22 protein-coding genes are annotated in these 22,465 nt (G+C 71.9%); 20 read left to right on the top strand and 2 right to left on the bottom strand.

All coding sequences use genetic code 11. From position 1 onward, the window contains the following. Positions 1–17 precede the first annotated feature (17 nt). Positions 18–863, bottom strand: coding sequence for a MaoC/PaaZ C-terminal domain-containing protein (locus ACN26Z_RS19640; protein WP_421462694.1), 846 nt, complete (start codon positions 861–863; stop codon positions 18–20). 271 nt (positions 864–1,134) lie between these two features. Here ACN26Z_RS19640 and ACN26Z_RS19635 point away from each other — a divergent pair, with 271 nt between their 5' ends. The 8 genes from ACN26Z_RS19635 (at position 1,135) to ACN26Z_RS19600 (ending at position 11,146) form a co-directional block, all read left to right on the top strand. Then, positions 1,135–2,094 (top strand): ABC transporter substrate-binding protein, encoded by a 960-nt coding sequence (locus ACN26Z_RS19635; RefSeq protein ID WP_093408704.1) that lies wholly within the window; start codon positions 1,135–1,137, stop codon positions 2,092–2,094. Beyond that, complete coding sequence (locus ACN26Z_RS19630; RefSeq protein ID WP_421462693.1) at positions 2,091–2,948, top strand: ABC transporter ATP-binding protein; 858 nt, start codon at positions 2,091–2,093, stop codon at positions 2,946–2,948. The genes ACN26Z_RS19635 and ACN26Z_RS19630 overlap by 4 nt, the downstream gene beginning before the upstream one ends. Then, a complete protein-coding gene (locus ACN26Z_RS19625) occupies positions 2,945–3,775 on the top strand; it encodes an ABC transporter permease (protein WP_282238036.1) in 831 nt (276 codons plus the stop codon). The genes ACN26Z_RS19630 and ACN26Z_RS19625 overlap by 4 nt, the downstream gene beginning before the upstream one ends. Positions 3,776–3,849: 74 nt before the next feature. After that, complete coding sequence (locus ACN26Z_RS19620; protein ID WP_421462692.1) at positions 3,850–5,859, top strand: hydantoinase/oxoprolinase family protein; 2,010 nt, start codon at positions 3,850–3,852, stop codon at positions 5,857–5,859. Positions 5,860–5,863: 4 nt separating this feature from the next. Next, positions 5,864–7,426 carry a class I adenylate-forming enzyme family protein gene (locus ACN26Z_RS19615; RefSeq protein ID WP_421462691.1) on the top strand — a complete coding sequence of 521 codons (1,563 nt, stop codon included), beginning with the start codon at positions 5,864–5,866 and terminating at the stop codon, positions 7,424–7,426. Beyond that, complete coding sequence (gene purB / locus ACN26Z_RS19610; protein ID WP_282238039.1) at positions 7,426–8,784, top strand: adenylosuccinate lyase; 1,359 nt, start codon at positions 7,426–7,428, stop codon at positions 8,782–8,784. The genes ACN26Z_RS19615 and purB overlap by 1 nt, the downstream gene beginning before the upstream one ends. Next, the gene (locus tag ACN26Z_RS19605) at positions 8,781–9,530 is read left to right on the top strand and encodes an enoyl-CoA hydratase/isomerase family protein (RefSeq protein WP_232511382.1); all 750 of its coding nucleotides are present in this window, start codon (positions 8,781–8,783) and stop codon (positions 9,528–9,530) included. The genes purB and ACN26Z_RS19605 overlap by 4 nt, the downstream gene beginning before the upstream one ends. Further along, positions 9,527–11,146, top strand: a complete 1,620-nt coding sequence (locus ACN26Z_RS19600; RefSeq protein WP_421462690.1) for a thiamine pyrophosphate-binding protein — start codon at positions 9,527–9,529, stop codon at positions 11,144–11,146. The genes ACN26Z_RS19605 and ACN26Z_RS19600 overlap by 4 nt, the downstream gene beginning before the upstream one ends. A 5-nt stretch (positions 11,147–11,151) precedes the next feature. On the opposite strand, the gene ACN26Z_RS19595 is transcribed toward ACN26Z_RS19600, so the two are convergent. Beyond that, positions 11,152–11,976, bottom strand: coding sequence for an IclR family transcriptional regulator (locus ACN26Z_RS19595; protein ID WP_232511381.1), 825 nt, complete (start codon positions 11,974–11,976; stop codon positions 11,152–11,154). Between the two features lie 105 nt (positions 11,977–12,081). On the opposite strand from ACN26Z_RS19595, the gene ACN26Z_RS19590 reads away from it, so the two are divergent. The 12 genes from ACN26Z_RS19590 to ACN26Z_RS19535 are packed head-to-tail and all read left to right on the top strand — an operon-like array spanning position 12,082 to position 22,273. After that, positions 12,082–14,100, top strand: a complete 2,019-nt coding sequence (locus ACN26Z_RS19590; protein WP_421462689.1) for a hydantoinase B/oxoprolinase family protein — start codon at positions 12,082–12,084, stop codon at positions 14,098–14,100. Further along, positions 14,097–15,077: a tRNA U-34 5-methylaminomethyl-2-thiouridine biosynthesis protein gene (locus tag ACN26Z_RS19585; RefSeq protein WP_282238042.1), complete on the top strand. Its 981-nt coding sequence runs from the start codon at positions 14,097–14,099 to the stop codon at positions 15,075–15,077. The genes ACN26Z_RS19590 and ACN26Z_RS19585 overlap by 4 nt, the downstream gene beginning before the upstream one ends. Further along, positions 15,070–15,909, top strand: coding sequence for a 2-amino-5-chlorophenol 1,6-dioxygenase subunit alpha (locus ACN26Z_RS19580; RefSeq protein ID WP_421462688.1), 840 nt, complete (start codon positions 15,070–15,072; stop codon positions 15,907–15,909). The genes ACN26Z_RS19585 and ACN26Z_RS19580 overlap by 8 nt, the downstream gene beginning before the upstream one ends. Before the next feature lie 10 nt (positions 15,910–15,919). Continuing rightward, positions 15,920–16,210 (top strand): BMC domain-containing protein, encoded by a 291-nt coding sequence (locus tag ACN26Z_RS19575; RefSeq protein WP_093408679.1) that lies wholly within the window; start codon positions 15,920–15,922, stop codon positions 16,208–16,210. Between the two features lie 23 nt (positions 16,211–16,233). Next, on the top strand, positions 16,234–16,560 hold the full coding sequence (locus tag ACN26Z_RS19570; RefSeq protein WP_093408676.1) for a BMC domain-containing protein: 327 nt from the start codon (positions 16,234–16,236) through the stop codon (positions 16,558–16,560). Continuing rightward, entirely contained in the window at positions 16,560–16,835 is a 276-nt protein-coding gene (locus ACN26Z_RS19565) for a EutN/CcmL family microcompartment protein (RefSeq protein WP_421462687.1), read from the top strand. The genes ACN26Z_RS19570 and ACN26Z_RS19565 overlap by 1 nt, the downstream gene beginning before the upstream one ends. Before the next feature lie 16 nt (positions 16,836–16,851). Then, a complete protein-coding gene (locus ACN26Z_RS19560) occupies positions 16,852–18,363 on the top strand; it encodes a 2-hydroxymuconic semialdehyde dehydrogenase (protein ID WP_421462686.1) in 1,512 nt (503 codons plus the stop codon). Next, a complete protein-coding gene (locus ACN26Z_RS19555) occupies positions 18,360–19,154 on the top strand; it encodes a 2-keto-4-pentenoate hydratase (protein ID WP_282238045.1) in 795 nt (264 codons plus the stop codon). Before ACN26Z_RS19560 ends, ACN26Z_RS19555 begins: the two co-directional genes overlap by 4 nt. Then, entirely contained in the window at positions 19,151–20,086 is a 936-nt protein-coding gene (locus ACN26Z_RS19550; protein WP_421462685.1) for an acetaldehyde dehydrogenase (acetylating), read from the top strand. Before ACN26Z_RS19555 ends, ACN26Z_RS19550 begins: the two co-directional genes overlap by 4 nt. Further along, the gene (dmpG, locus tag ACN26Z_RS19545) at positions 20,083–21,111 is read left to right on the top strand and encodes a 4-hydroxy-2-oxovalerate aldolase (protein ID WP_421462684.1); all 1,029 of its coding nucleotides are present in this window, start codon (positions 20,083–20,085) and stop codon (positions 21,109–21,111) included. Before ACN26Z_RS19550 ends, dmpG begins: the two co-directional genes overlap by 4 nt. Then, on the top strand, positions 21,108–21,839 hold the full coding sequence (locus tag ACN26Z_RS19540) for a 2-keto-4-pentenoate hydratase (protein WP_421462683.1): 732 nt from the start codon (positions 21,108–21,110) through the stop codon (positions 21,837–21,839). The genes dmpG and ACN26Z_RS19540 overlap by 4 nt, the downstream gene beginning before the upstream one ends. Next, positions 21,836–22,273 (top strand): RidA family protein, encoded by a 438-nt coding sequence (locus ACN26Z_RS19535; RefSeq protein ID WP_282238049.1) that lies wholly within the window; start codon positions 21,836–21,838, stop codon positions 22,271–22,273. The genes ACN26Z_RS19540 and ACN26Z_RS19535 overlap by 4 nt, the downstream gene beginning before the upstream one ends. The last annotated feature ends 192 nt before the right edge of the window (positions 22,274–22,465 follow it).

Below are 22,465 nucleotides of genomic sequence, written 5' to 3'. Positions count from 1 at the left end.
ATCCGGCCGGTCGTCCTTCACGCCGGCCGGCGGTGCAGTTCCAGGGCGCCCCGGTCGAGGACCAGCCGGCCCTGACCGTCGACCGCCTGGAAGAGCGCACCACCCGGCCGCCGCCACACCAGCACGCTGAGGGTGTCGCCGGGAAACAGTGGCGCGCTGAACCGGGCGGTGATCCGGTGGATCCGGTCGGGATCCCCGTCGGCCACTGCGTGCAGCAGCGTCCGGGCGGCGAAGCCGTACGTACACAGCCCGTGCAGCACCGGCCCGCGCAGCCCGGCGGCGCGGGCCACGGCCGGGTCGGAGTGCAGCGGGTTGCGGTCGCCACTGAGCCGGTAAAGCAGGGCCTGGTCGGCGCGGATCTGATGGTGGCCGGTGTGATCGGGCTGCCCCGCCGGCCGCTCCCAGGCGGTGACCGGCGCACGCTGTCCGCCGAACCGCCCCGCGTCGATGACGAACATGGCCCGCTCGACGGTGGCCAGCGGTGCGCCGTCCACGCCGTGGATCTCCGAGCGGTGGTGGACCAGGGCCCCGCGGGTCTGGTCGTACACGCCGGTGACGCTGGCGGTGGTGCGGGCCCGACCAGTCGGTGGAAACGGCCGGTGCAGGGTCAGCGTCTCACCGGCGTGCCGGACGACGGCCGGTTCGCCGAGATACGGCGGTTCGGCGGCGAGCAGGGTGGCGAAGGTCGGCAGCGCGGCGTGCCGGTGGCCGGTGGAGTTCTCGGTGGTGAAACGCAGTTCGTCGGCGGGGTCGGCCTGCCCGGCGCCGACGCCGAGGGCGTAGAGGATCGTGTCGGTGACGGTCCACGTCCGCTCGGTCGTCGTTCGCGGGTAACAGTTCGGTGCGCAGAGTCGGGACGCCATCGCGGGTCCGACACGTTCAGTTACTAGCTCCGGCGGTGTTGATGCTGGCCGAGATTTCGGATTCGCCGCATCAACTGGGTTGTTCAGGCACTCCACGGTCGGTGTCTCCTCGATGCGGGGCAAGCGAACTGGGGCCGTACGGCGGAATCTGGCTACTGTCTGTGTCGAGAGCCCAGTGGCCGAAACTCTTGACGTTGTAAACCGCCTCACAGTAGCGTCCCATATTAAGCAACCAAGACCACAATATGAGCCGCTGAAGTCTGGGGTAGCCATGAGAATGCGAGTGCGGGCCGCGGCCGCAGCCCTGCTGATGACCGTCGCCGTGGCGGGGTGTTCCGAGAACCAGTCCTCCGGGGAGCCCGACGGCGACAGCGCCGCCCCCTCCGCCGCCGTCAACTTCGGCGTCGGCGTCGACCCGGCGTACTCGCCGATCTACCTGGCCAACCAGGAGAACCTCTTCGAGCAGGCCGGCCTCAACGTGACCGTCACCCAGTACCAGGAGGGCACCGGCGGGCTCGACGCCATCCTGGCCAAACAGGGCCAGGTCACCGCCAGCACCGAGTCGAGCCTGCTCAACCGGGCGACCCGGGGCGACATCAAGGGACTCGCGGTCTTCTCCCAGTCGCCCAGCTTCATCAAGCTCGTCGCCCGGTCCGGCATCACCGACGTCGCCGGCATCAAGAAGTACGGCGTCGTGCCGGGGACCGTGAACGAGTACGCCACCAACAAGGTGCTCGACAGCGAGGGCATCAGCCGCGACGCGGTCGAGTTCGTCAACGCCTCGCCCGCCGAGATGCCGGCACTGCTGCAACGCGGCGACGTCGACGGCTACATCATGTGGGAGCCGTGGCCGTCGCGTGGCGTCGCCAACGGCGGCACGGTGCTGCTGACCAGCGGGGACATCGGCTACGTCTACAACCTGATCATCGGTGTCGACGGCGCCTGGTACGAGGCCAACAAGGAGACCGCCAAGAAGGTCGTCGACACCATCGCGACGGCGTGCGAGCAGCTCACCGCCGACCCGGCCAAGGCCGGCACGGTCACCGAGGCGGCGATCAAGGTGCCGGCGGCGGAGGCCCAGGCCCTCCTCGAAGGTGTCCAGTGCCAGGTCCGGGACTTCACCGACGAGGACATCGCCCGCTACAACGAGATCGCCCAGTTCCAGCAGGACAGCAAGATCGTGGACCAGAAGGCCGACCCGGCGGCGGTCATGGTCAGGGGAGTGGTGTGAACCGCTCCGGCTCCCCGGTGTCCGTACGCGACGTCGACATCCGCTTCGACGACTTCGTGGCGGTCCGCCAGGCGAACCTGGAAATCGCCGGTGGGGAGTTCGTCTGCCTGCTCGGCCCCAGCGGTTGCGGCAAGTCCACGCTGCTCAACGCGATCGCCGGGTTCGTCAAGCCGGTCGGTGGGGAGGTGACCTGCGCCGGTGCGCGGGTCACCGGCCCCGACGTGTCGCGCGGGGTGGTGTTCCAGAGCGCCGAGGCCCTCTTCCCGTGGCTGACCGTACGCCAGAACGTCGACTTCGGCCCGCGGATGCGCGGCGTCGGCAAGGCGCAGCGGGCCAGCGCCGTGGACCGCTACCTGGCCATGGTCGGGCTCAGTCACAGCGCCGACCGGTTTCCCGGCCAGCTCTCCGGCGGCATGCGCCAGCGTGCGCAGCTGGCCCGGGTGCTGGCCAACGAACCGTCGGTCGTGCTGATGGACGAGCCGTTCGGCGCGTTGGACGCGCAGACCCGGCTGGTGATGCAGGTCGAACTCGACCGGATCTGGCGGGAGACCGGCGCGACGATCGTGTTCGTCACCCACGACATCGGCGAGGCGATCCTGCTCGGCGACCGGATCGTCACCATGACCGCCGGTCCGTCGGCGGCGATCAAGAACGTCTACCCGTGCGACCTGCCCCGGCCCCGTGACCTGACCGACCCGGCGAGCGCCGCGCTCTTCCGTCAGCTGCGCGAGGACATCGGCACCGAGGTGGCCCGGACCCTGCGCGCCCAGGGCCTCGACGACGGGCACGACGGGCCGGATGCCGGCGGCGACGGCGGCCGGCCCGCCGACGAGGACAGGAGGACGCGACGATGAGCGTGGACGTCCGTACCGTCGCCGAGCGGACCGGCCGGACCGGGCCCGAGCCGGCCCGCCGCCGCCGGAGCCGGCCCCGGCTGACCCGAGTCGGGCTGTCGGTCCTGTCGGTGGCGCTCGGCATCGTCATCTGGGACCTGGTCAGCCGCAACTACACGGCTTTCTTCCTGCCGTCGCCGTTGCTCACCTGGCGCGGCGCGGTCGAACTGGTCCAGGACGGCACGCTGTGGAGTTCGGTGAGCGCCTCGTCGACCCGGATCCTGACCGGTTGGGGACTGGGCGTCGTGATCGGGGTACCGGTCGGGCTGCTGATGGGCTGCGTGCCGTGGCTGCGGTTGATGCTGGACCCGTACATCCAGTTCTTCCGGTTCGTGCCGCCGATCGCCTTCGTCACGCTGGCGATCATCTGGCTCGGCCCGGGTGAGGCGTCGAAGGTCGCGCTGATCTTCTACACGACCGTCTTCATCGTCGCGCTCAACACGCTGGCCGGGGTCCTGTCGGTCGACGAGTTGCGGCTGCGGGCGGCCCGGGCCCTCGGCGCCAGTCCGGTTCGCACGCTGGTCTCGGTGGTGCTGCCCTCGACCGTGCCGCACGTCGTGACCGGTGCTCGGCTGGCCATGGGCAACTCCTTCCTGACGATCGTCTCCGCCGAGATCGTGGCGGCGCAGAGCGGCCTGGGTTCGCTGATCTGGACCGCCCGCAACTACGCCAAGACCGAGTGGGTCTTCGTCGGCATCATCGCCCTGGGCATGCTCGGCTACCTCTTCGACTGGATCCTGCGCATGGTCAGCAGCAGGACCCTGCGCCGCTACGGCGTCACCTTCTGACCAGGCCGCCCCGGCGGGCGGCCCGGCCACGTCGCGCCCCATTCCGCGCGCCCACCACTAGCGAAAGGCTCGCCATGCTGTGCATCGGCGTCGACATCGGTGGCACCTTCACCGACGTCATCGTGTACGAGCCGGCCACCGCCCGGCTCGCCGAGGCCAAGACCCTCTCCACGCCGGACGACCCGGCGGCGGCCATCTTCGAGGGCCTGGCCAAGCTCGGCGTACGCCTCGACGAGGTCGACCGGTTCGTCCACGGCACCACCCGGGTCACCAACGCGCTGTTGGAAGGCTCCGGTGAGCCGGTCAGCGTGGTGGCCACGGCGGGCTTCCGTGACGTCCTGGAGATGGGGTTGGGGCATCGGCCACAGCTCTACAGCGTCAAGGAGGCGGGACGTCCGCCGCTGGCCCCGCGTCGGCTGCGGCACGTGCTGCGGGAGCGGATCGGCGCCGACGGCAGCGTGGTGCAGCCGCTGGACAGCGCCGACCTCGACGCCGTGCTGGAGCGGGTGGCCGCCGCCGGGCCGAAGGCGGTCGCCGTCTGCCTGCTGCACTCCTACCGCAACCCGGCGCACGAGCGGGCGGCGGCCTCCCGGCTGGCCGAGCGTTACCCCGGTCTGGTCTGCACGATCTCCTCCGACGTGGTGCCGGAGCAGGGCGAGTACGAGCGGTTCACCACCACCGTGCTCAATGCCAGCGTCCGGTCGACGGTGGCGGACTACCTGCGCGGGCTCGGCACCACGCTCGCGGCCGGCGGCTACGCCCACCCTCTGTCGATCATGACCAGCAGTGGTGGGATCGTCTCCACCGAGGAGGCCGGCCGGCTGCCGATCAACCTGGCGTTGTCCGGTCCGGCCGGCGGAGTCGCCGCCAGCGTCCACGTCGCCGGGCTGGCCGGCTACCCGAACGTGATCACCTGTGACATCGGTGGCACCAGCACCGACGTCTGTCTGATCAAGAACGGCACCCCGTTGATGACGAACGACGGGAAGATCGCCGGCTACCCGAACCGCACCTTCCAGGTCGAGATCAACACGATAGGTGCCGGCGGCGGCTCGATCGCCTGGCGGGACCTGGGCGGCGAACTGCGGATCGGGCCACGCAGCGCCGGCTCGACCCCCGGTCCGGCCGCGTACGGTCGGGGCGGCACCGAGCCGACGACCACCGACGCGCATCTGGTCGTCGGCCACCTCGATCCGCAGGAGAGCCTCGGCGGCGAGGTACGCCTCGACGTCACCGCCGCCCGAGCCGCCGTGCACCGCCTCGCCGCCGAGTTCGGTCTCGACGACCTGGAACTGGCCCACGGCATCATCACCATCGCCACCACCAAGATGACCAGCGCGATCAAGGAGATCTCGGTCGCCTGCGGTCACGACCCTCGGGACTTCGTGCTGATGCCCTTCGGCGGGGCCGGCCCGATGCACGCCACCGTGCTCGCCGACGAACTGGGCATCCGCCGGGTACTGGTGCCACCGGTGCCGGGCAACTTCTCCGCGCTCGGCTTCGTCACCGCCCAGGCCCGGCACGACTACGTGCGTACGGTGCTGGTGCCCGCCGACGAGACGGGTCTCGGTGCCGTACGCGCCGTGGTGGCCGAACTGCGTGACGTCGCGCGGGCGCAGCTCAAGGCGGAGGACGGTGTCGAACCAGACCAGGTCACGTTCGGCCTGTCGGTCGGCATGCGGTTCCGGGGGCAGTCCTTCGACCTCGCCGTACCCGTCGAGGAGGTGCCGGCGACCGCCGAGGAGCTGGTGGCGATGTTCCACGCCGCCTACGCCGAGCGGTACGCGTACGCCCGGTCCGGGCATCCGGCCGAGATCGTCAACTGCCGGCTGACCGCGTTCGGTCCCCGGCCCGCCGTACGCTTCGCGCCCCCGGCCGGGGCCGCGCCGCAGCCCGAACGGACCCGGATCTACGGTGCCGACGGCTGGGTCGACGCCACCGTGTGGCGGCGTACCGAGCTGGCCCCCGGCGGCGCGGTGTCCGGTCCAGCGGTCATCCGGGAGAACGGCAGCACGACCGTGGTCGGCGTCGGCTGGACCGCCACCGTCGACAACCACGGAAACCTGCTGCTCGTCAAGGAGTGACCCGGTGATCCCCTCCGCCTTCGACGCCATCGTCCTGGACCGCGCCGCCCGGGAACCGGACCGTCCGCTCTACGTCTTCGACGAGCGGGACCGACCGGTGTCGGCGGGTGAGTTCGCCGACCTGGCCGGCCGGGCAGCGGCGGTGCTGGCCGCGCTGGGGGTCGGTCGCGGCGACCGGATCGCGGTGTGGGCCGAGAACAGTCTGGGCTGGCTGGTCCTGCTGGCCGCCGCGAGTTGGCGGGGTGCCGCGCTGGTGACGCTGCATCCGGGTCTGAGCACCCCGGAGCTGACCGCGGCACTGGCCCGCAGCCGACCGCGTCGGCTCTTCGTCGCCAACCAGGTGCGGGACCGCGACGGCCCGGCCACCGCCGCGCAGGCCGTCGCCGGGCTGCCGTCCGACGCCCGCCCCGACGGCTGGCACGCGTTCGACGACGACCTGGTCGGACTGCCCGGCTGGACCGACGCTGTGCCGGCCCCGGCCGCGGACCCGGACGCCACCCTGAACATCCAGTTCACCTCGGGCTCGACCGGTCCGGCCAAGATGGTCTCGCTCAGTGCCCGCAACCTGATCGTCAACGCGCGGTGGACTGCCGACGCCGCCGGTCTCGGCACCGGCGACCGGATCGCCTCGCCGCTGCCGCTGGCACACGCGGCGGGTCTCGGCAGTGGCGCCGTCCTGGCCCTGGTCACCGGGGCACTGTGGGTGTCGGTACGCCGGTTCCGGTCCGGCCCGGTGCTGGCCCAGATCGCCCGGCACCGGTGCACGGTGCTCCAGGCGGTGCCGACGATGGCGACGATGCTCGCCGACACCGTCGAGGCCGCCCCGGACCGCTTCGACCTGTCCTCGCTGCGGGTCGGCTTCCTCGGCGGCGCGCCCTGCGCACCGGCGCTGCTCGCCCGCACCCGGCGGGTGCTCGGGCTGGACCGTATCGCCGTGGTCTACGGGCAGACCGAGGCCGGACCGACGATAAGCGTCGACCCCGGTGATGGAAGCTGCGGCCGTCCCGGCGACACCGTCGGCCGGATCGTGCCGGACCTGTGCGCCGTCGTCGTCGCCCCCGGCACCCGGACCGAGCTGTCCACCGGCTGTCCCGGTGAGCTGCTGGTACGCGGCGAGTCGGTGACCGCCGGCTACGTCGACGACCCGGCTGCCACCCGCGCCACGGTCACCTCCGACGGCTGGCTACGAACCGGAGACCTGGGCGTGCTCGGCACCGACCGGATCTTCACCCTCACCGGCCGGGTCAAGGAACTGATCATCCGGGGCGGTGAGAACGTCAGCCCGGCCGAGGTGGAGGCGGCGTTGCTCGACGACCCGGCCGTTGCCCAGGTGTGCGTACTCGGCGTGCCGTCGCCGCGCTGGGGTGAGGAGATCGGCGCCCTCGTCGTCGCCGTCACGGGCGCCGAGATCGACCCGGACCGGCTCACCGGGCTGGCCGCCGCCCGGCTGGCCCGGCACAAGGTGCCCACGCTGATCCGTACGGTGCCGGGGCTGCCGCTGCTGCCGTCCGGCAAGGTCGACCGGCGCGCCGCGCTCGGCCTGCTCACCGGCGAGGAGGAACGCTGATGCAGCTCGGCTCGTGTTTTCTGGACTCGTTGACCGTCACCAGTTTCTTCGGCAACGCCGAGATGCGTGGGATCTTCAACGACCGCCAGCTGATGCAGTCCTGGCTCGACGTCGAGGCGGCCCTGGCCCGTGGCCAGGCCGGCCTCGGCATCATCCCGTCGGCGGCGGCCCAGGCGATCACCGACGCGGCCCGGCTCGACCGGCTCGACACCGCGGTGCTCGCGGCCGGGGCCGCCGACACCGTGCACCCGCTCGTGCCGCTGGTCCGGGCACTGACCGACGCCTGCTCCGGTGACGCCGGCCGCTACGTCCATCTCGGCGCGACCACCCAGGACGTGATGGACACCGGCTTCGTGCTGCGCGCCCGGGCCGGGCTGGATGTCGTGCAGCGCCAGGTCGACGACCTGGTACGCATCCTGCGCCGGCTGGCCCTGCGTCACCGGGCCACCCCGATGCCGGCCCGCACCCACGGTCAGCAGGCGCTGCCGACCACGTTCGGCCTGCGCTGCGCGGTGTGGCAGAGCGAGCTGCAACGGCACCGGGCCCGCCTGGCCCAGCTGCGCGAACGACTGCTGGTGACCAGCATGGGTGGGGCGGCCGGCACGATGGCCGGGTACGGGTCGCAGGCGTTCGCCCTGGAACGCGCGGTGGCCGACGAACTCGGTCTCGGTGTCGCGGACACCCCGTGGCACGCCACGTCGGACCGGTTCGTCGAGTGCCTGATGGTCCTCGGGCTGGTCGCCGCCAGCGCCGAGAAGCTGGCCCGGGAGATCTACTTCCTCGGTCGTACCGAGGTCGGCGAGGCGTACGAGCCGCAGCGGGCGACCCAGGTCGGCAGCAGCACCATGCCGCACAAGCGCAATCCGATCCGGTGCGAGGCGGTGATCGCCGCGGCCGGCACGTTGCGCGCCCAGGTGCCGCTGGCGCTACAGACCATGGTCGCCCAGGACGACCGGGACATGGGCGTCGGCATGACGTTGTGGAAGTTGCTGCCGGAGTGCTTCATCCTCATCGGCGGCGCCCTGGAACGGCTGGTCGAGGTCTTCGGTGACCTCGGCGTCAACCCGGACCGGATGCGGTCAAACCTGGACGCGACCGGCGGGCTGGTGCTCTCCGAGGCGGTGATGCTGCGCCTCGCCGAGCCGCTGGGCCGCGAGCAGGCCCACCACCTGGTGATGCGGATCGTCCGCGACAGCCTGGAGCAGAACCGGCCGTTCGCCGAGGTGCTGCGGGCTGATCCGCAGGTGGCCGCCGCGCTGCCCGGCACCTCACTGGCGGGGTTGCTCGATCCGGTGTCGTACGTCGGCCATGCCGCCGCGCTGGTCGATCGAACCCTGCTGACCTCGGAGTCGACATGACAAGTGACCAGTCCGTGTTGCTGCACCGCTCGGGCCGGTTGGCCCGGGTGACCCTGCACCGGCCCTCCCGGCGCAACAGTTTCGACCTGCGTATGCTCGCCCGCTTCGAGGACGTGCTGCACGAACTCGGCCGCGACCGCACGGTCGAGGTGGTGGTCCTCACCGGCGACGGTACGGCGTTCTGCGCCGGCACCGACCTGCACGAGCTGGCCGGCCTCGACGCCGAAACCACCATGTACGTCCAGCGGCGCACCGCCGACCTGGTGGAGCGCTGGTACCGGCTGGAGCAGACCACGGTCGCCGCGTTCAACGGGCCGGCGATCGGCTCGGGCGCGGTCCTCGGGCTCGCCAGTGACCTGCGGGTGGCCGCCGACAGCGCCTACTTCACCTTTCCCGAGGTGACCTTCGGCATCCCGTTGACCTGGAGCGGCATGGCGATCCTCGCGGATCTGGTCGGTGCCGACCTGGCCAAGCGCTGGTTGCTGCTCGGCGAGCGGGTCGAACCGGCCGACATGCTGGCCCTGCGTCTGGTCACGGCCGTGGTCGACGCCGACGGACTGCCGGCCGCCGTCACCGGCATCACCGACCGGCTGCTCGCCACCTCGGCGGTCGGCCGGTCGATGACCAAGCGCGCGGCCCGGCTGGCCGGGCCCCGGTTCGACGCGGTGGCCAACGACTCCTACCTCGGCGCGCTGAGCGTGGCGCTGCGCCCGCCCGGCGGCTACCTGGACGGGGGAGCACGGTGAAGGTCTTCGAGGCGATCGCCGACGCCGTCGTCGCGCACGGCGTCGACACCGTCTTCGGTCTGCTCGGCGACGCCAACATGTTCCTGGTCGCCGACCTGGTGCACCGGCACGGGGTGCGGTTCGTCGCGGCCCGCAACGAGAACGCCGCGGTGATGATGGCCGACGGGTACGCCCGCACCACCGGCCGGTGCGCGGTCGCGACCGTCACCCAGGGGCCCGGGCTGGCCGTGGCCGGGGCGGCCCTGACCATTGCCCGGCAGGCCCGTACCCCGCTGGTCCTGATCGCCGGCGACACTCCGCCCGGTGACCCGCTGCACGTGCAGCATTTCGACCAGCAGCCGTACGCGCTGGCCACCGCGGGCACCTTCGTGCCGGTCGCCGCCGCCGGGACCGCCGTACGCGATGTCGGGTTGGCGTTCCGGGCGGCCCGCGAGCTGCCCGGCCCGGTGGTGCTGAACGTGCCGATCGATCTCGCGGACGAGGCGGTGCCGCCCGGCCCGGTCGGGCCGGCGCCGGTGCCGCCCCGGGCGCCGCGACCGCTCGTGCCGGATCCCGCCGACGTCGACGCGCTGGCCCGACGGCTGCGTGCGGCGCAGCGTCCGGTGCTGCTCGCCGGCCGGGGCGCAGAGTCGGCCGCCGCCGCGATCCGGGAACTCGCCGACCGCAGTGGGGCCCTGCTCGCCACCACGCTGATGGCCGCCGGCCTGTTCGCCGGGCACCCGTACGACCTGGGGGTGGCCGGCGGGCTGTCCCGGCCGCTGACCCGGCGGGTGTTGGCCGGGGCGGACCTGGTGGTCACCTTCGGGGCCGGGCTCAACAGGTGGACCGCCGACCACGGTGCCCTCTTCCCGGACGCGGTGGTGGTGAGCGTGGACGTCGACCCGGCGGCGATCGGGGCGCGCTGGCCGGTGACCGCCGGGGTGCTCGGCGACGCGGGTGAGACGGCCCGGGCGGTGTCGGCGGTGCTGGCGCCGGTACGCCGGCCGCACTGGCGCAGCTCCGACCTGTCAGCTGAGCTGGCGGTCGCCGACCCGTTCGCCGGGCTGGCCGTCGAATGCACGGCGGACCGGATCGATCCACGCGCGTTCATCCGGATCTGCGCCGGCCGGCTGCCGCGCGAGCGGACCACGGTGGTCGGCGTCGGTCACTTCGGCGGCTGGCCCAACCTGCTGCTCGACTCGGCCGCCACCGACCGGTCCTTCGTCGCGCCGTGGGAGTTCGGCAGCATCGGCGTGGGGCTGCCGTTCGCGGTGGGTGCGGCCGTGGGCCGTCCCGACCGGCCGGTGGTCGCCTTCGAGGGGGACGGCAGCCTGCTCACCGGGCTCGGTGAGCTGGACACTCTGGCCCGGGTCGGTGCGCCGGTGCTGCTGGTGCTGCTCGACGACGCCGCGTACGGCGCGGAGGTGCGCAAGCTCGCCCCTCGGGGGGTCGACCCGGAACTTGCCCGGTTCCCCGAACGGGATCTCGCCGCGGTGGCCCGCGCGCTCGGGGTGCCGGCGTGGACCGTCACCGACGACGCGGGCGCGCAGGCCGCCTTCGACGAGGTGCTGCCGCTGACCGGGCCGGCCGTGCTCCACGTTCGGGTACGCCCCGACGTGGTGCAGGAGAAGTTTTGACCGGGTCAGTCGCCCCAGACGTCGCCGAAGCCGTACCCGAGCTGCCGGGACAACTCGTCGGCGGTCCGGCAGGCCGCCGCGGCGAGTTCCGCCACCCGTGGCTCGTCCAGCCGGAAGATCGGGCCGGACACGCTTATCGCGCCGGTGACCCGGCCGTGGCGGTCGCGGACCGGCGCGGCCACGACCCGCAGTCCCTCCTCGCTCTCCTGGTCGTTGAGGGCCCAGCCCTGCTGCCGGACGGTCGCCATCCGGGAGACGAACGTGTCCAGGTCGGTGATCGTGTTGCCGGTCAGGGCGGTGAACGGTGCGGTGGCCAGCGTGGCCCGCAGTTGCGCGTCGTCCTGGTCGATCAGCAGCGCCTTGCCGGCTGCGCTGCACCACAGCGGGATGCGCCGGCCGAGCCGGGAGACGAGCTGCAGGTTGCGGGTGCCCTGCACGACGTGGATGGAGATCGCGTCGAGGCCCTCCAGGACCGACAGGTTGACGCTCTCGCCCTCTTCCTCGGCCAGCCGGTGCACCAGGGGGCGGGCGACGCCGTGCAGGTCGAGGCCGGCGAGGTAGCGGGCGCCGAGTTCGAAGACGGTGACGCCGAGCCGGTAGTTCCCGTTCTCCTCGTTGCGGTGCAGGAAGCCGGCGTCGGCCAGGGCACGGAACAACCGGCTGGCAGTCGACTTGTGCAGCCCCAGCTCGCGGCTGACGTCACTGACCTTGCGTTCGGTGTCGGTGCCGCGGAAGGCGAGCAGCACGCTGAGCGCGCGGTCCAGCGCCTGCGTGCCGGACTCGCGGGGGGCCGGCCCGTCGTCCGGGCTGGGGTCAGTGGCGTACGACATCTTGCTTCCCACCTTCTCGGTTGCTAGGTTTCATAATATAACTCTAGGACCACAATATGGTCCAGTCCATGACCGGGATCGAGCCGGAACCAGTGAGGCATCCGCATGACTGTGAACCCGATCGACCTGGAAGTCGTCACCGAAGGTCTCATCTCGATCGTCCGGGAGATGCGACAGACGATCTTCCGTACGGCGCACTCGCCGGTGATCGCCGACGCGCAGGACTTCTCGTGCGCGCTGTTCGACCCGCAGGGACAGATGGTCGCCCAGGGCCGGGACATGCCCGGTCACGTCATCGCCATGCCGGCCTCGGTCGGGGAGATCTTCGCCGACTTCGCCGACGAGATGCGTCCCGGTGACCTCTACATCGTCAACGACCCCTATCGCGGCGGCAGCCACCTCAACGACGTCACCCTGATCAGCCCGGTCTTCGTCGACGGCAAGCTCTTCCTCTTCCCCTGCGTACGCATGCACTGGGCGGACATCGGCGGGATGACCCCGGGCAGCGTCTCCGGCCAGGCCACCGAGATCCTTCAGGAAGGGCTGCGGATCCCGCCGATCAAGCTGATCGAGCAGGGCCGACCCAACCGGGCCGCGTTCGACATCGTCTTCGCCAACGTGCGGATGGCCGAGGAACGCCGCGGCGACCTCGAATCCAGCATCGCCGCCTGCCACACCGCTGAACGCCGGCTGCGGGAACTTGTCGCCCGGCACGGCACCGACCTGATCGGCGAATCCGTCGCCGCCAACATGGACCGCACCGAGCAGCGGCTGCGCGCCATGATCCGGGCCCTGCCCGACGGCACCTACCGCTACGAGGACTACCTCGACCTCTACACCGACGGCCACTACGACGCGGCCATCGTCCGCTGTGCGCTCACCGTCGACGGTGACGAGATCGAGGCCGACTTCCGTGGCTCGTCGGCCCAGGTGGCGGCCGTGGTGAACTCCTCGCGGGCGATGACCGTCGCCGGCGTCTTCATCGCGGTCAAGTCGGCACTGGACCCCGGCGGCCTGGTCAACCACGGTGCGTTCCGGCCGCTGCGGGTGCTCACCGAACCCGGCACCGTCGTGCACGTCAGCTATCCGGCCCCGGCCAACGCGCACAGCGAGGTCCGCAAGCGGGTCATCTCGGCCGTGATGGCCGCCCTCAGCCAGGTGGCACCCGACCTCATCGCCGCCGACCAGTTCGGCACCACCTTCCAGAACCTCATCGGCGGCGTCGACGAGCACACCGGGCGGCCCTACCTCTACTACGACTACCCGGCCGGTGGCAACGGCGGATTCCTCGAATCCGACGGGCCCAGCGCGATGAACCCCGTCGACCTCGGCGACATCTCCACCATCCAGTCCGTCGAGCGGCTGGAGACCGAGATACCCATCCTCGTCGAAGCGTGCGAGCTGCGGGCCGGCTCCGGCGGCGACGGGGTGCGCCGCGGTGGGCTCGGCAGCCGCCGGGAAACCCGCCTGCTGGCCAGTGGTGGCGCGTACTCGGTGCAGACCGACCGCACCACCGTCCCGCCGTACGGGCTGCGCAACGGCGGGCCCGGCGCACCCACCGTGACCCACATCCGGCGCGCGGACGGCGAGCGCGTGGACTTCGCCACCCCCGGCAAGGTCGCCGGCTTCCCGATGCGTGCCGGCGACGTACTGGTCATGGAGTCGGCCGGCGGTGGCGGCTGGGGAGATCCGCTGGAGCGGCTGCCCGAGGACGTCGCCCAGGACGTCGCCCAGGAGTACCTGACCGTTGCCGAGGCCCGGCGGCGCTACGGCGTCGAGATCGACCGGGCCGGCCGGGTCGACGCCACCGCGACCGCCGCGCACCGGCAACGACTGCGCGACGAGCGGCGCTGGCTGCGCACCACCGTCACCGCCAACCCGGCCTACACCGGCCAGCGGGGACAGCGACGCCTGGCCTACGTCGCCGCCGGCAGCGATCTCGCCGAGGACACCCTCGTCGAGGTGCACGGCGCACACCCGGCCCCGCTGCGGGCCTGGATCCGGCACGACGCGGCACTGGCCGCGGACGAACTCGCCCTCGACGACGACGGGCTGCAGATTCTCGGCGCCGCCCCGCACGACCGTAGCTACGTGCGGGTGCTCACCGGGGAAGGATGGTCATGAGCAAGGTCTTCCGGGTGCCGCTGCCGCCGGCCCGGGGCGGCGCCACCACCGCCCCGCGGGCACCGCAGCCGACCGCCACGCCGCCACGCTGCGGCATCGTCGCCGGCTGCCTGAGTCCACACCCACCACACCTGATCTACGCCGAGAATCCGCCGCAGAACGAACCCCGCTCCACCGGCGGCTGGGAAACGCTGCGCTGGGCGTACGAGCGGCTGCGCGCCCGCATCCGCGAGGTGCACAAGCCGGACGTGCTCATCGTGCACGCCCCGCACTGGATCACGATGGTCGGTCACCACGTCAACTGTGTGCCGAACCCGCGTGGCATCTCCGTCGAGCCGATCTTCCCGCACCTGTTCCGCTACCGCTACGACTTCCGTACCGACGTCGAACTCGGCGAGGCGATCGCCGACGAGGCCGGCGGCCTCGGCCTGGTCACCCGCAAGCTGCGCGATCCCCGGGTACGCGTCGACTACGCCACCATCGGCGCCCTGCACCTGGCGAACCCGGCCTGGGACATCCCGGTGGTCTCGCTGTCGGCGAACAACAACCCGTACTTCTACTCCGACGCGTCGCTGGAGGAGATGGAGGTGCTCGGCGAGGCCACCCGGCGGGCGGTCGAGGCCACCGGCCGGCGGGCCGTCCTGCTCGCCTCCAACTCGCTGTCGCACCTGCACTGGCACGAGGAACCGGAGCTGCCCGAGGACATGGAGCGGGAACACCCGTACAACAATCACCAGTACCGGTGGGACATGAAACTGCTGGAGGCGATCCGGCGTGGACCCACCGCACCGCTGCGCGAACTCATCCCCGAACACATCGAGGCGACCGCCTCGGAAACCAAGGCCGGCAGCCTCACCTGGATGCTCGCCGCGATGGGCTGGCCCAAGGTCGGCGGCGACGTGCTCGGCTACGGCACGATCATCGGCACCGGCAACGCGGTGGTGGAGTGGCTGCCCGAGGGGAGCCACCATGGCTGACCGGACCGGAATCCTCGCCGGGGCGCTGCTGCCCGGCATGCCCCACCTGCTCGCCGACCAGGCGGCGCCGAGCTGGTCGGCGCTGGCCGACGCGGCCCGCGACGTGGGCGCCCGGCTGCGCCGCCTCGAACCCGACGTGGTGCTGCTGCTGTCGACGCAGTGGTTCACCGTCCTCGGCCACCAATTCCAGTGCGACCCCAACCCGCGCGGCCAGCACGTCGACGAGAACTGGTACGCCTACGACTACGGCCTGCTCGACTACGACCTGCGGTTCGACGTCGACTTCACCGAACGCTGGGCAGCGCGGGTGCAGGCCGGGGGATTGCAGGCCCGACGGACCCGTTACGACGGGTTCCCGATCGACACCGGCACCATCGTCACCTCCGCGCTGCTCGACCCGGACCGGAAGCTGCGCTGGGCGCAGGTCTCCTGCAACCTCTACGCCGACGCCGACACCCTCGCCGACGTCGGTCGGGCCGGTGCCGCCGCCGCCCGCGACGCCGGTCTGCGCGCCGCGGTCGTCGTGGTGACCGGGATGTCCTCCGGGCTCATCCAACAGTGGATCGAGCCCGGCCAGGACCGCATCGGCGCACCCGGCCACGACCAGTGGAACACCCGGATCCTCGACCTGCTCACCACCGGCAAGGTCGACGAGGTCCTCGCCGTGCGGGAGGACTTCGCCCGGCAGGCGCAGGCCGACAGCCAGTTCCGGGCGCTGGCGTTCGCCACCGGCGCCGAAGCAACCACCGGTCCGGCCCGACTGCACGCCTACGGCCCGATCTGGGGCACCGGCGGCGCCGTCGTGTCCTGGAACCTGCCAGACCACCACTAGAGGAGAGAGCATGCGGAACATGGCCGTGGGCTTCGTCGAAGCCGAAGGTTTCACCCCCATCTTCGACGCCGTCGACGCGATGGTGAAGGCCACCGAGGTCGAGGTGACCAAGGTGGTCCGGCTCGGCGGCGGCATCGTGGCCGTCGCCGTACGCGGTGACCTGGCGACCGTCGAGGAAGCCGTCGACATCGGCGAGGAGACCGCCCGGGCCAAGAGCCGCTCGGTGCGTTCGATCGTCTTCGCGAGCCCCTGCGACGCCGTCAGCGCGCTGGCGGCCGACCCCCAACTCGTCGGCAACTGACCCACCGGTAAGGAGAACCAGACATGTCCTCCGACATCGCTATCGGAATCGTCGAGACCCGCGGAGTCGTGGCCCTCTCGGCGGGCATCGAAGCCATGATCAAAACCGCGGACGTACGGTGTGTCGGCGTCGAACGGGTCACCAGCGGCTATCTCGCCGTCGCGGTACGCGGCACCCTCGCCGCCGTACGGCAGGCAGTCGCCGCTGGCGAGACCGCCATCCGCGCCCACGGCGAGCTGCGCAGCTCGCAGGTCTATCCCAAGCCGCACCCGAACACCGCGGCGCTGCTCGACAACCCGGAAACCGCCCGGATCCGCGAGGTCATGGCCGGCCTGCACGGAGCGAGCTGATGGTGCTCGGCGAGGTCGTCGGCAAGGTGTGGGCCGACCGGATCCTGACCCCGTTGCAGGGCCGGCGGCTGGTGCTGATCCGGGTCCGGCCGGACGGCCCCGACCTGGTGGCCGTCGACCCGCTGAACGTCGGCGTCGGCACCACCGTGCTTGTCGTCACCGACGAGGCAGCCGCCGCGGTGGCCGGTGAGCCCACCGTCGACGCCGCCGTCATCGCCCTGGTCGCCGACGCCGGCACCGCCGAGGCCGCCGACACCGCGCCCATCACCGCCTGACCGAAAGGTACGCCTGATGACCGACGGGCTCTGGTCCCCCAGCCTGCTCGCCGGCCGGCCGGCCGGCGAGCCGACCGTGCTGCCGAACTTCGTCAACGGCGAGTTCGACACCTCCGGCACGCACTTCGCCAAGGTCTCCCCGGTCACCGGAGACACCATCCGGTACGTCGCCGAGGCTGACAAGTCCACAGTGGACGCCGCGGTTGCGGCGGCCCGATCGGCGGTGCGTGGACCGTGGGGTCGGATGGGGGAGCGGGAGCGGGCCGCGGTGCTGTACCGGGTCGCCGACGAGTTGGAGCGTCGGTTCGACGACCTGCTGGCTGCGGAGGTCGGTGACACCGGCAAGTCGATCGCGCAGGCACGGACCCTCGACATCCCGCGCGGCGCGGCGAACTTCCGGGCCTTCGCGGAGATCGTCTCGACCGCGCCGGCGGAGTCGTTCACGACGGTGACACCGAGCGGCGGACGGGCACTGAACTATGCGGTGCGCAAACCGGTCGGTGTGGTGGCGGTGATCGTGCCGTGGAACCTGCCGCTGCTGCTGTTGACGTGGAAGGTGGCCCCGGCGCTGGCCTGTGGCAACGCGGTGGTGGTGAAGCCGTCGGAGGAGACGCCGTCGTCGGCGACGTTGCTGGCGGAGGTGATGGCGGCCGCCGGGGTGCCCGACGGTGTTTTCAACGTGGTGCACGGGTTCGGGCCGGGTTCGGCGGGGGAGTTCCTGACCCGGCATCCGGGGGTCGACGCGGTCACGTTCACGGGCGAGTCGGCGACCGGTGGAGCGATCATGCGGGCCGCGGCCGACGGGGTGAAGGCGGTCTCGTTCGAACTGGGCGGCAAGAACGCCGGCCTGGTCTTCGCGGACGCCGACCTCGACGCCGCGGTCTCCGGCTCGGTGCGGTCGTCGTTCACAAACGGTGGGCAGGTGTGCCTGTGCACGGAGCGGTTGTTCGTGCAGCGGCCGGTGTTCGACGAGTTCGTGACCCGGCTGGCGAAGCGGGCCGACGAGTTGGCGTTCGGCTGGCCCGCCGACGAGGCGACGGCGAACATGCCGCTGATCTCCCACCAGCACCGGGAGAAGGTGCTGGGCTACTACGACCTGGCCCGCGCCGAGGGCGCCACGGTCCTCGCCGGGGGCGGTGTCCCGAGCTTCGACGACGCCCGCGACGGCGGCGCGTACGTCCGACCGACCGTGCTGACCGGCCTGACGCCCGACGCCCGGGTCAACCGGGAGGAGGTCTTCGGCCCGCTCTGCCACGTGGCGCCGTTCGAGGACGAGGACGAGGCGTTCGCGCTGGCCAACGACAGCGAGTACGGATTGGCCGGCACCGTCTGGACGCGGGACGTGGGCCGGGCGCACCGGGCCGGCGTACGTCTGGACGCGGGGATCGTCTGGGTGAACACCTGGTTCCTGCGGGATCTGCGTACGCCGTTCGGCGGCGTGAAGGCATCGGGCGTCGGCCGTGAGGGCGGCGTCCACTCCCTGAACTTCTACTCGGAGTTGACGAATGTCTGCGTGGATCTGTCATGACTGATGTGGCCCGGGCCGCGGACCTGCTCCGAGGCGCGTACGAGACCGGGAGACCCGTGCCGCCGCTGCGCGGCGAGTTGCTGCCGGCCGGGGACGTCGACGCGGCGTACCAGGTGCAGCAGGCGCAGGTCGTCGCGTGGGAGGCAGCGGGCCGCCGCCGGGTCGGAGCCAAGGTCGGCCTGACGTCGGCGGCGGTGCAGCAGGCGTTCGGCGTCTTCCAGCCGGACTTCGGGGTGTTGTTCGCCGACATGGCCGTCCCGGACGGCGCCGAGGTCGCCCGTGGTCGGCTGCTGCAACCTCGGGTGGAGGCCGAGGTGGCGTTCGTGCTGGGGGCGGATCTGCCGTTCGAGCAGGTGACGGCCGTCGACGTCATCCGGGCGACCGACCACGTGTTGCCGGCGATCGAGATCGTGGACTCCAGGATCGCGGGTTGGGACATCTCGATCGTGGACACGGTCGCCGACAACGCCTCCTCGGGCCTGTTCGTGCTCGGTAACCAGCCCCGGAAGCTGTCGGACGTGGACCTGCGGCTGGCCGGGATGGTGCTCGAACACGCGGGAGAGCCGGTGTCGGTGGGGGCCGGCGCCGCCTGCCTCGGCAATCCGGTGCACGCGGTGGCCTGGTTGGCGCAGACGCTGGCCGTCGCGGGCGCTCCGCTGGTCGCCGGCGACGTGGTGCTCTCCGGGGCGCTCGGGCCGATGGTGCCGGTCACCGCCGGCGCGGCGTACGAGGCACGGATTTCCGGCCTGGGCTCGGTCCGGGCCTGCTTCGAGCTGGGGGAGACGACATGACCACGGGTGTTGCGGTGATCGGGTCGGGCAACATCGGCACCGATCTGATGATCAAGGTGTTGCGGTTGTCGGAGTCGCTGCGGATGGTGGCGATGGTCGGGGTCGATCCGAACTCCGACGGCCTGGCCAGGGCCCGTCGGCTCGGGGTGGCCACGACCGCCGACGGGATCGACGGGCTGCTGGCGATGCCGGAGTTCGCCGACGTGCGGGTGGTGTTCGACGCGACGTCGGCGGGGGCGCACCACCGGCACGCCGCGCTGCTGCGGGAACACGGCCGGCTGGTGGTGGACCTGACCCCGGCCGCCGTCGGCCCGTACGTGGTGCCGCCGGTGAATCTGGACGAGCATCTGGACGAGCCGAACGTGAACATGGTGACCTGTGGTGGTCAGGCGACCGTTCCCGTCGTCGCCGCGGTCGGCCGGGTGACGCCGGTGCGGTACGCCGAGATCGTGGCGTCGATCGCGTCCAGGTCTGCGGGGCCGGGGACGCGGGCGAACATCGACGAGTTCACCGAGACGACGGCACGGGCGATCGAGGTCGTCGGCGGCGCCGAGCGCGGCAAGGCCATCATCGTGTTGAATCCGGCGGAGCCGCCGATGATCATGCGGGACACCGTCTACTGCCTGTGTCCGGGCCGGGACGTCGACCGGGAGGCCGTCGCGGCGTCGGTCGAGGCGATGGTCGCCACCGTCGCCGGGTACGTGCCCGGCTACCGGCTGAAGCAGCGGGTGCAGTTCGACGAGGTCGACGCCCACGTGCCCGCGTTGGGTGCCCGGTTCACCGGCGTGCAGGTGTCGGTGTTCCTGGAGGTGTCCGGGGCCGGGCACTACCTGCCGGCGTACGCCGGGAACCTCGACATCATGACCTCGGCGGCGCTGCGCACCGCGGAGCGGATGGTGGCGTCACGTGCCGGACGGGAGGTGCCGGCGTGACCGGGCTGTACATCCAGGACGTGACGTTACGGGACGGCATGCATGCCGTCCGGCACCAGTTCACCGTCGACCAGGTCCGGTCGATCGCCGCGGCCCTCGACGCGGCCGGTGTCGCGGCGATCGAGGTCGCGCACGGCGACGGCCTGGCCGGATCGAGCGTGAACTACGGGCACGGCGCCGCCTCCGACGCGGACTGGATCGCCGCGGCGGCCGAGACGGTCACCACCGCGAAGCTGACCACCCTGCTGCTGCCCGGCATCGGCACCATCGCCGACCTGAAGGCGGCCCGCGACCTGGGGGTGACAAGCGTACGGATCGCCACGCACTGCACCGAGGCGAACATCTCCGCCCAGCACATCGGATGGGCGCGCGACAACGGCATGGACGTGTCCGGGTTCCTGATGATGGCGCACATGACCGACCCGACGGCCCTTGCCGAGCAGGCGAAGCTGATGGAGTCGTACGGTGCCCACTGCGTCTACGTCACCGACTCCGGTGGCCGGCTGCTCACCCGGGACGTCGCCGAGCGGGTCGACGCGTACCGGCAGCGGCTCGACCCGGGCACCCAGATCGGTATCCACGCGCATCACAACCTGTCCCTCGGCGTGGCGAACAGCGTCGCCGCGGTCGAGCACGGCACCACCCGGGTGGACGCGTCCCTGGCCGGACACGGCGCGGGTGCCGGGAACGCACCCCTGGAGGTGTTCGTCGCCGTGGCCGACCTGCACGGCTGGGACCACGGCTGTGACGTGTTCGCGCTCATGGACGCCGCCGACGACCTGATCCGGCCGGTGCAGGACCGGCCGGTCCGCGTCGACCGGGAAACCCTCACCCTCGGCTACGCCGGGGTCTACTCCAGCTTCCTTCGGCACGCCGAACGGGCGGCGCAGCGCTACGGGGTCGACGTCCGCTCGATCCTCGTCGAACTGGGCCGCCGCGGCATGGTCGGCGGGCAGGAGGACATGATCGTCGACGTCGCCCTCGACCTGGTGAACGCCGCCACCGACACCGGAGGGGACCGATGAGCACCGTCGACCAACTCGCCGTACGCCTCGACGACGCGGCGACCGGCCGCACCGCGCTCCCGTCGTCCAGGGCCGGGACCGGGCTGGACGTGCCCACCGCCTACCGGGTGCAGCAGGCGGTGGTGGACCGCCGGCTGTCCCGTGGCGAACGTCCCGTGGGGTTGAAGCTGGGGCTGACCAGCCGGGCCAAGATGACGCAGATGGGCGTCGACGAGGTCATCTGGGGCCGGCTCACCGACGCCATGCGGATCCCGGACGGCGGCACCATCAGACTCGGCGACCACATCCACCCGAAGGCCGAACCGGAGGTCGCCTTCCTCGTCGAGGGCGGTGCCATCATGGCGGTCGCGCCGGCGATCGAGGTCATCGACTCCCGGTACGTCGACTTCCGCTTCACGCTGCCCGAGGTCATCGCCGACAACACCTCGGCCAGCGGCTTCGTGCTCGGTGCCTGGCAGCCGATACCGGACGGGATCGACAACCTCGGCGCGCTGCTGGAGGTCGACGGGCGGACCGTCCAGATCGGCTCGACGGCCGCCATCCTCGGCGATCCGCGCCGGGCGCTGTCGGACGCGGTCCGGCTCGCCGACGCCAACGGTGTGGACCTGGCCGACAACTCGGTCCTGCTCGCCGGTGCGGCGACGGCCGCCGTACCGTTGCGCGCCGGATCACACGTGCGGGTCACCGTCGAGCAGCTCGGCACGGCGTCGCTGCGGGTCGGGTCATGACCGGCGGGAGCGAGGCGGCCATGGGCCACGGGGGAGTCGTGCCGGGCATGGCCACGCCACGCGGCCGGTTTCCGCACGTCAAGCTCGCCGGCGATCTGATCTTCGTCTCGGGCACGTCGAGCCGCCGGCCGGACAACACCATCGTCGGCGCGGCCGTGGACCCGATGGGCGTCACCGACCTCGACATCCGCGCGCAGACCCGCGCCGTCATCGAAAACATCCGCGACATCCTGCACTCGGTCGGCGCCGACCTGACGGACCTTGTCCAGCTCACCACCTACCTGGTCAACATGAACGACTTCGGTGGCTACAACGAGGTCTACGCCGAGTACTTCGACGAGACCGGCCCCACCCGCACCACCGTCGCCGTACACCAGTTGCCGCACCCGCACCTGCTCATCGAGATCCAGGCGGTCGGCCGGCGGCGGCCATGACCTGTCGACGCCAGCGTCCCGAGGCCGCCCAGGGGAATGGTGAAACCATCGTCCTAGGACGGGCTGGCCGTTGTGGGGGGCGTCACGGCAGGTAGCGGAGACCCGGACACCTGCGCGAAGTTGTGCAGGGGCATGGCAACCGGCATCCGCGACGGCTGCGAACGGGCACTGGCGCATCGCCCGGCCCGCTGC

The sequence above is a fragment of the Verrucosispora sp. WMMD703 genome (assembly GCF_049178935.1).
GTDB lineage: Bacteria > Actinomycetota > Actinomycetes > Mycobacteriales > Micromonosporaceae > Micromonospora > Micromonospora sediminimaris.
The sequence above is the reverse complement of the archived record's forward strand: the minus strand, read 5'-3'. Positions and strand labels throughout refer to the sequence as shown.

Excerpts from the sequence above, each read along its gene's own strand:
- ACN26Z_RS19640 (WP_421462694.1), bottom strand. The coding sequence starts at position 863 with ATGGCGTCCCGACTCTGCGCACCGAACTGTTACCCGCGAACGACGACC.
- ACN26Z_RS19635 (WP_093408704.1), top strand. The coding sequence starts at position 1,135 with ATGAGAATGCGAGTGCGGGCCGCGGCCGCAGCCCTGCTGATGACCGTC.
- ACN26Z_RS19625 (WP_282238036.1), top strand. The coding sequence starts at position 2,945 with ATGAGCGTGGACGTCCGTACCGTCGCCGAGCGGACCGGCCGGACCGGG.
- ACN26Z_RS19620 (WP_421462692.1), top strand. The coding sequence starts at position 3,850 with ATGCTGTGCATCGGCGTCGACATCGGTGGCACCTTCACCGACGTCATC.
- purB (WP_282238039.1), top strand. The coding sequence starts at position 7,426 with ATGCAGCTCGGCTCGTGTTTTCTGGACTCGTTGACCGTCACCAGTTTC.
- ACN26Z_RS19605 (WP_232511382.1), top strand. The coding sequence starts at position 8,781 with ATGACAAGTGACCAGTCCGTGTTGCTGCACCGCTCGGGCCGGTTGGCC.
- ACN26Z_RS19595 (WP_232511381.1), bottom strand. The coding sequence starts at position 11,976 with ATGTCGTACGCCACTGACCCCAGCCCGGACGACGGGCCGGCCCCCCGC.
- ACN26Z_RS19590 (WP_421462689.1), top strand. The coding sequence starts at position 12,082 with ATGACTGTGAACCCGATCGACCTGGAAGTCGTCACCGAAGGTCTCATC.
- ACN26Z_RS19585 (WP_282238042.1), top strand. The coding sequence starts at position 14,097 with ATGAGCAAGGTCTTCCGGGTGCCGCTGCCGCCGGCCCGGGGCGGCGCC.
- ACN26Z_RS19580 (WP_421462688.1), top strand. The coding sequence starts at position 15,070 with ATGGCTGACCGGACCGGAATCCTCGCCGGGGCGCTGCTGCCCGGCATG.
- ACN26Z_RS19575 (WP_093408679.1), top strand. The coding sequence starts at position 15,920 with ATGCGGAACATGGCCGTGGGCTTCGTCGAAGCCGAAGGTTTCACCCCC.
- ACN26Z_RS19570 (WP_093408676.1), top strand. The coding sequence starts at position 16,234 with ATGTCCTCCGACATCGCTATCGGAATCGTCGAGACCCGCGGAGTCGTG.
- ACN26Z_RS19565 (WP_421462687.1), top strand. The coding sequence starts at position 16,560 with ATGGTGCTCGGCGAGGTCGTCGGCAAGGTGTGGGCCGACCGGATCCTG.
- ACN26Z_RS19560 (WP_421462686.1), top strand. The coding sequence starts at position 16,852 with ATGACCGACGGGCTCTGGTCCCCCAGCCTGCTCGCCGGCCGGCCGGCC.
- ACN26Z_RS19555 (WP_282238045.1), top strand. The coding sequence starts at position 18,360 with ATGACTGATGTGGCCCGGGCCGCGGACCTGCTCCGAGGCGCGTACGAG.
- ACN26Z_RS19550 (WP_421462685.1), top strand. The coding sequence starts at position 19,151 with ATGACCACGGGTGTTGCGGTGATCGGGTCGGGCAACATCGGCACCGAT.
- ACN26Z_RS19540 (WP_421462683.1), top strand. The coding sequence starts at position 21,108 with ATGAGCACCGTCGACCAACTCGCCGTACGCCTCGACGACGCGGCGACC.
- ACN26Z_RS19535 (WP_282238049.1), top strand. The coding sequence starts at position 21,836 with ATGACCGGCGGGAGCGAGGCGGCCATGGGCCACGGGGGAGTCGTGCCG.